At 68.1% G+C, this 6639-nt stretch carries 6 protein-coding genes and 1 pseudogene; 4 read left to right on the forward strand and 3 right to left on the reverse strand.

The annotated features are described in order from the left end of the window. Positions 1 to 31 precede the first annotated feature (31 nt). From M1105_RS19490 to M1105_RS19500, 3 genes are read left to right on the forward strand one after another with little or no spacing between them, the layout of a single operon-like run. Entirely contained in the window at positions 32 to 1120 is a 1089-nt protein-coding gene (locus M1105_RS19490) for a TRAP transporter substrate-binding protein (protein ID WP_249582050.1), read from the forward strand. 56 nt (positions 1121 to 1176) lie between these two features. Then, entirely contained in the window at positions 1177 to 1680 is a 504-nt protein-coding gene (locus M1105_RS19495; RefSeq protein ID WP_249582051.1) for a TRAP transporter small permease subunit, read from the forward strand. 1 nt (position 1681) lies between these two features. Further along, positions 1682 to 3226 carry a TRAP transporter large permease gene (locus M1105_RS19500; protein ID WP_249582052.1) on the forward strand — a complete coding sequence of 515 codons (1545 nt, stop codon included), beginning with the start codon at positions 1682 to 1684 and terminating at the stop codon, positions 3224 to 3226. 29 nt (positions 3227 to 3255) lie between these two features. On the opposite strand, the gene M1105_RS19505 is transcribed toward M1105_RS19500, so the two are convergent. Genes M1105_RS19505 through M1105_RS19515 form a run of 3 tightly spaced genes read right to left on the reverse strand, consistent with a single transcriptional unit; the run spans position 3256 to position 5647 of the window. After that, the gene (locus tag M1105_RS19505) at positions 3256 to 4623 is read right to left on the reverse strand and encodes a Tad domain-containing protein (protein ID WP_249582053.1); all 1368 of its coding nucleotides are present in this window, start codon (positions 4621 to 4623) and stop codon (positions 3256 to 3258) included. Positions 4624 to 4676: 53 nt separating this feature from the next. After that, positions 4677 to 5195, reverse strand: a complete 519-nt coding sequence (locus tag M1105_RS19510; RefSeq protein WP_249582054.1) for a TadE/TadG family type IV pilus assembly protein — start codon at positions 5193 to 5195, stop codon at positions 4677 to 4679. Beyond that, the gene (locus M1105_RS19515; RefSeq protein ID WP_249582055.1) at positions 5195 to 5647 is read right to left on the reverse strand and encodes a TadE/TadG family type IV pilus assembly protein; all 453 of its coding nucleotides are present in this window, start codon (positions 5645 to 5647) and stop codon (positions 5195 to 5197) included. Before M1105_RS19515 ends, M1105_RS19510 begins: the two co-directional genes overlap by 1 nt. 466 nt (positions 5648 to 6113) lie before the next feature. Here M1105_RS19515 and M1105_RS19520 point away from each other — a divergent pair. Then, a pseudogene (locus tag M1105_RS19520) lies at positions 6114 to 6639 on the forward strand (transposase); the annotation flags it as partial.

Below are 6639 nucleotides of genomic sequence, written 5' to 3' on the forward strand. Positions count from 1 at the left end.
GGTCGGGAACACCTGGCATGGAGGGACTGACATGAAACGGCGTGACTTCCTCAGGACGGCCGCGGCCGGCGGTGCGGCGGCGGCGACGCTGGCGGCACCTGCGATCGCGCAGGACAAGCGGCAGTGGAAGATGGTCACCGCCTGGCCCAAGAACTTGCCCGGGCCGGGCGTGGCGGCGCAGAGCCTCGCCGACCGGATCACGGCGTTGTCGGGCGGGCGGATCGAGGTCAAGCTCTATGCCGCGGGCGAGATCGTGCCTGGCAACGGCGTCTTCGACGCGGTGGCCGAGGGCACGGCCGAGCTTTACCACGCCGTCCCCGCCTACTGGGGCTCGAAGTCCAAGGGCATCCTGCTGTTCGGCTCGCAGCCCTTCGGCCTTCGGGCGGACGAGCAGGTGGGCTGGCTGACCCATGGCGGCGGCCAGGCGCTCTATGACGAGATGTATGGCCGCTTCGGCCTGAAGCCGTTCCTGTGCGGCAACTCGGGCCCGCAGTGGTTCGGCTGGTTCCGGGGCGAGATCAATTCGGCCGACGACCTGCGCGGCCTGCGCTACCGGACCACGGGGCTGGCGTCGGAGATGGCCTCGAAGCTCGGCATGGCGGTGCAGGCGATGGGCGGGCGCGACATGTTCCAGGCGCTGCAGTCGGGCGCGCTCGACGCGGGCGAGTTCATCGGGCCGTGGTCGGACAGCGCGCTGGGCTATCACCAGATCGTCAAGAACTACTACTGGCCGGGCGTGGGCGAGCCCTCGTCGGCCGAGGAATGCGCGGTCAACGCCAAGGTCTATGCCGAGCTGCCGGACGACCTGAAGGCCGCCGTGGCGCTCGCCTGCGAGAGCCTCTACAACCCGGTCTGGACCGAGTACACCACCCGGCACGCCCAGGCGCTCGCGCAGCTCGTCGCCAATGAGGGGGTGCAGGTGAAGAAGCTGCCCGACGACGTGATGGTCGCGCTCGGCAACGCCGCCGGCGAGGTGATCGCGCAGCTTCGCGAGGACCAGGACGAGCTGGTGCGCCGGATCACCGAGAGCTTCCTCGCCTACCGCGCGTCGGTCGCCAGCTACATGACCTATGCCGACAACGGGCAGATGAACGCCCGCGCGCTCGACTACAAGTACTGACGAGGCCCGCCGGCGCCCGACGGGTGCCGGCGCACACGCGCACCAAGGGGGGACGCATGATCCGGCTGGCCGAGCGGCTCGACGCCGTCAACCGCGCCGTGGGCGCCGTGGTGCGCTGGTTCGCGCTCGCCATGGTGCTGGTGCAGTTCGGCATCGTGCTGTTGCGCTATGTCTTTGGCGTGAGCTTCGTCGCGCTGAACGAATCCGTCCTCTACCTGCATGGCGCGCTGTTCATGCTTGGGGCGGGCTATACGCTGCTGGTCGATGGCCATGTCCGGGTGGACATCTTCCATGCCAAGCTCGCGCCGCGGGGTCGGACGCTGATCGACGCGGCCGGGCATCTGATGCTGCTTCTGCCCTCGATGGCGGTGTTGCTCTATTACTCGTGGCCCTCGGTGCGAAGCTCGTGGTCGATCCTCGAGGGGCCGATCTCGGTCGGCGGCATCCCGGCATCCTTCCTGCTGAAATCGCTCATCCCGGCCTTCTGCGTGCTGGTGATCGTGCAGGGGCTCGCCTGCCTTGGCCGCGACCTCGCGCGGTTGCGCGGCAAGGGGGCCTGAGATGCATCTCGAGCTTGTGATGATCGCCGTCCTCATTGGCGGGATCCTGCTGGGCTACCCGGTTTCCTTCACCATCGCGGGCGTCGCCACCGCCTTCGCGATCCTCGGATGGACGGCGGGCAGCTTCGACCTCTCGCTGCTCGGTGCGCTTGGGCAGCGGGTGTTCGGGCTGCTGACCAACGACGTGCTGATCGCGATACCCCTGTTCGTGTTCATGGGCGTCGTCCTGGAAAAGAGCCGCATCGCCGAGGACCTGCTCGAGACCATGGGCCGCCTGTTCGGCGGTCTGAGGGGCGGGCTTGGCGTCTCGGTCGTGCTGGTGGGGGCGCTGCTCGCGGCCTCGACCGGGATCGTCGGCGCGACCGTGATCGCGATGGGGATGATCGCGCTGCCCACCATGCTGCGCAGCGGCTATGACCCGCGGCTCGCCTCGGGGCTGGTCTGCACCGCCGGGACGCTGGGGCAGATCATCCCGCCCTCGACGCTGCTGATCATCCTGTCGGACGTGATCTCGAACGCCTATCAGCAGGCGCAGTTCGCGCAAGGAAAGTTCACTATCGAGACGATCTCGGTGGGCCAGGTCTTCGCCTCGGCGCTCATTCCAGGCTTGCTGCTGGTGGGGCTCTACATTCTCTACATCCTGGGCCGCGCGGCTCTGTTCCCGGCCGATGCGCCACCGGTGGCGCAGCTTGACGAGCGGCCGTCGCGCGCGGCGATCTTCGCCACCCTCGCGCCGCCGCTCCTGCTGATCGTTGCGGTTCTGGGCTCGATCCTCGGCGGCATCGCCACGCCGACCGAGGCCGCGTCGGTCGGCGCGGTGGGGGCGATCCTGATGGCGGGGCTCAGGCTTGGCGTGCCACGCCGGACGATCCTGGCGGCGACGGCCGCGCTGTTCGTGCTGGCAGTCGCGGCGGGAGCGGTGCCGGTGCGGCTCCAGCGGCTCGACGCGGGGACCGTGGACTGGGTGCTCGGCGGGGTCTACGCGGCGCTTGCGCTGACCGGCTTCTGGGCCATCGCCGTCAGCCTGCGACGCGGGCTGGCGCAGGGGGTGCTCACGGCGGCGCTCACCTCGACCATGGCCGTCACCGCGATGATCTTCGCGACCATCCTGACCGCAAGCGTCTTCTCGCTGGTCTTCGTGGGGCTGGGCGGCGACGAGACGATCGCCGACATCCTCGGCGCCATGCCGGGCGGGCCCATGGGCGCGCTCGTCTTCAGCATGGCGATCGTCTTCGTGCTGGGCTTCTTCCTCGATTTCGTCGAGATCTCGGTGATCGTTCTGCCGCTGATCGCGCCCGTGCTGATCACCATGGGGCACGACCCGATCTGGCTCGCGGTGCTGTTCGCGATCAACCTGCAAACCTCGTTCCTGACGCCGCCCTTCGGCTTCTCGCTGTTCTACCTGCGGGGCGCGGCGCCGAAGGAGATCACCACGGGCCAGATCTATGCCGGCGTGGTGCCATTCATCGGGTTGCAGATCCTTGGCGTCGCGATCATCTGGGCCTTCCCCGGTATCGCCCTCTGGCTCCAGGCGTTGCTCTACTGATCGCCCGGCGGGGTGGCTGGGCGCGCCCTTCAGCGCACGATCCGGAAGCGCCGGGCGCCCGAGGCCAGTGGCGCCCCAGCGCCGGTGCTGCAGCCGAAGAACTCGGACCGCGACGTGAAGGTCGCATTCCCGCCCGTGTAGATCGCGATCAGGTCGCGCGCCTCGAGCTGCGCGTTGGCATCGCCAAGGTCGCCGCCGATCACGGCGAACAGCCCCTCGACCTTCGCCTTGCCGTTCAGCGTCACCGAGCCATGGGTGTAGAGGTCCATCCGCTCGCTCCCGCCCGTGCAGCGGTTCGACCGCAGCTCGGCATTCGCGCTGAAGGTGATGTTCGAGCTGCCTCCCGCCGGGTCGTGGATGTTGACCAGCGTGACATTGGTGAACTTCATTCCGCTCGCGAACGAGACCCGCGGACAATCATAGACCAGCGTGATGTCGCGGATTACCTCGTCGATCTGGTCATAGCTCAGCGAGCCGCCGGCGCAGGTGACCTTGTAGACGGGGTTGGCGGTGTCGATCATGGCCGGGTCCGCCAGCGCCACCAGCGCCTGCCGCGTCCGCGGCAGCGGGTTCGCGCCGGCGATGCCGATGGCGTCGATGTAGGGATCGGGGCGCTCGATGCCGATCGTGTCGGCCGCCTGCGCAAAGCCCGGCTCGGGCCTGCCATCGTCGGCCTCGATGTTGCCGCGGTCGGGCGAGGCGAGGATCGTGCTGCCGCCGGGCACCGTCGCATCGGGCGACGCGAGCCCGCCGACATTGTTCTGCCCGTAGCCTACGCCGTCAAAGCCGTAGAGGCAGAAGCCCTCGCCCGCCCTGTTGCGCGAATCGATGCGCAGGTGGCCGGCGGAAAAGATCCCGATCCGCTGGCCGCGGCTGCCCTGGCACGCGCCCGCCGAATGTGCGGCGATCGCCTGCGCCGCGATGTCCCAGCTACCCCGGCCAAGGATTCGCAGGAAGCTCAGTGGCAGGGGGTTGCCGCGGGCCGCCGTCCTGCGCACCACCACCCGCGCGGCGTTCGCGCCGGCTAGCTCGCCGGTATTCGTGAAGGCCGATCCGTCCCAGGTGCCGATCTCGATATCCGAGGCCATGGCGACCTCGCCGTAAGCGCCGGGCTGCATGTTCGCGCGGGCGACGAGGACCGCCTCGGCCCGGATGTCGGCCACGTCCGATCCGCTTGCGAGCTCGTTCGCCTTCACGATCTCGACCAGCGCGGCATGGGCGGCCATGTCGGCGGTCGACTGCAGAATCGCTTGCGTCCGGTAGGCGTTCACCGCGTCGACCGCCAGCCCGCCGAGGGCGAGGAACAGCGCGGACCACAGCAGCATCCAAGCCGTGACCGACCCGCCGTGGTCCCCGAGGAAAACGGCAATCCTGCCCATGGGAACGCTCGTCTGCATCGCTCGTCTCCTTGCCGCGAAGCCTCGGCGGGCTCCCGCGCGTGCAACCGGCCTCAGCTGCCGGCGTCGGCCGACCTGGCCGTCAGGTCGTTCCGCCCCGGCTCGAGCTTCATGACCACCCGGGCGGAAAGGTTCGGCAGGATCGCGGCCGGAAGCCTGCCGAAGATCGACACCCGCTCGACCGGTACGGCGATGCCGACCGCGAAGAGGTCGGTCGTGTCGCCGTCGTCGTCGACCAGGGTGACCGTGTAGGCGCCGTTCCGTGTCGTGCCGACTCCGGCATCGGCCGCGGCGCCGTTCAGCAGCGGCAGGTTGTTCCGGGCGTATTGCCTGACCCCGTCCTCGGTCGTCAGGAAGCCGGTCGCATACTGGCGCGCCGTGTCGCGGGCGACGTCCCACATGCTTCCCTGGACGTGATAGGCCCGAGCGATGTCGACGACGCCAATCAGGAAGAACAGCAGGAACGGCGTCCACAGCAGCATCTCGATCGTCGCCGAGCCGGCCTCGTCGCGTTGGAAAGCGGCGAGCCCGGCCGACCCCGCAGCGTTGAGCGTCGCGGCACTGCGCGGCATCAGGTTACCCCCGGCTCCCTGGTCATCACCACGGTGACGCTGAGGCTGGGGACAATGAACTCCAGCACGCCCACCACAGTCAGGCGGCGGGCAGGCAGGGTCGTGGTGACCGAGAAGGCATCCACCGTCGAGTTCTCGATCAGCTCGGTGATCCCGGCGACATCCTCATCGACCGTCGTCGACGTGCCCCCCACCGACACCAGGGCACCGGCGACGAACCGCCCGACCTCGGCCTCCGAACTCAGCGCCCCGATCGCATAGGCGCGCGCGGCCCGGCGCGTCGCGCTCCACATCTCGCCATAGCGCCAGAGCGCGACCGAGACGTCCACGACGAGGAACAGGATCGCGAAGATGAACGGCGTCCAGACGACCAGCTCGATGGTCGCCCCGCCACCCTCGTCGGCAAGGAATGACTTCCATCCGGCGGTCCGGACAGTCTGGTGAAACCCCATGACAAGCGCCACACATCGTTCAGGCACCCGCGCAACACGTCACGACGCCCGGCGAGTACGCATGCAGAAGACATGGTGGAGCTGAATTCCCCGTTAATCCGGGTACTCAGAGGTCGCGGGACCGGGTCGGAGCGCCGTCCGCCGGACCAGAGAGAGTCTGCCAATCTCGCCGTTCAGCCATCGGGCGAGTCGATGTAGACTGCGCTTCGTGCTTCACGGGGCCGCGATCGTCTCGATCCGTAGCGTTGCGGTGTTTTGAATGAGCGAGTTGCTGACGAAGGAAGTCGAGGTTCGGGTTCTCAGGTCGATCGAGGAGGTCGAGGACGCCGGGGAGGTTTGGCGCTCGATCCAGTCCCCGCCGGGCTCTCCGCCGCTACATCCATTCAGCGACTATGATTATTTCCTGACCCTGAGCCACCCCAGAAATTTCGGTCCACCACTAGAGTGAGGAGAAGGAGGACCGAAGATGGGGAACAAGCACCACAAGCCGGAGGAGATCGTTTCGAAGCTTCGGCAGGTTGAAGTCCTGGTTGGCCAGGGACTGGCGCGGGTCGATGCGATCCGGGAAGTGAGCATCACGGAGCAGACGTACTATCGTTGGCGTCGGAAGTACGGCGGCATGGGAACGGAACAGCTCCGGGAACTGAAGCGACTGCAGAAGGAGAACGAACGTCTGCGTCGCGCTGTCTCGGATCTGACGCTCGACAAGCTGATCCTGACGGAGGCGGCAAGGGGAAACTTCTGAGCCCCTCGCGTCGCCGCAGATGCATCGACCGTGTGCGACAGACCCTGAGCATCTCAGAGCGCCGGGCTTGCCGCGTCCTCGGCCAGCACCGGTCAACCCAGAGGCATGTTCCGCGGGGCCGGGAAGACGAAGAACGTCTGGTCGCCGACATGATCGCGCTGGCGAGACAGTACGGGCGTTACGGCTACCGACGGATCGCCGCCTTGCTGCGAGAGGCGGGGTGGTCGGTCAGTGACGGGCGGGTCGA

It is taken from the genome of Thermohalobaculum sediminis (genome assembly GCF_023487995.1).
Taxonomy (GTDB): Bacteria; Pseudomonadota; Alphaproteobacteria; order Rhodobacterales; family Rhodobacteraceae; genus Thermohalobaculum; species Thermohalobaculum sediminis.

Excerpts from the sequence above, each read along its gene's own strand:
- M1105_RS19510 (WP_249582054.1), bottom strand. The coding sequence starts at position 5,195 with ATGCCGCGCAGTGCCGCGACGCTCAACGCTGCGGGGTCGGCCGGGCTC.
- M1105_RS19500 (WP_249582052.1), top strand. The coding sequence starts at position 1,682 with ATGCATCTCGAGCTTGTGATGATCGCCGTCCTCATTGGCGGGATCCTG.
- M1105_RS19495 (WP_249582051.1), top strand. The coding sequence starts at position 1,177 with ATGATCCGGCTGGCCGAGCGGCTCGACGCCGTCAACCGCGCCGTGGGC.
- M1105_RS19515 (WP_249582055.1), bottom strand. The coding sequence starts at position 5,647 with ATGGGGTTTCACCAGACTGTCCGGACCGCCGGATGGAAGTCATTCCTT.
- M1105_RS19505 (WP_249582053.1), bottom strand. The coding sequence starts at position 4,623 with ATGCAGACGAGCGTTCCCATGGGCAGGATTGCCGTTTTCCTCGGGGAC.
- M1105_RS19490 (WP_249582050.1), top strand. The coding sequence starts at position 32 with ATGAAACGGCGTGACTTCCTCAGGACGGCCGCGGCCGGCGGTGCGGCG.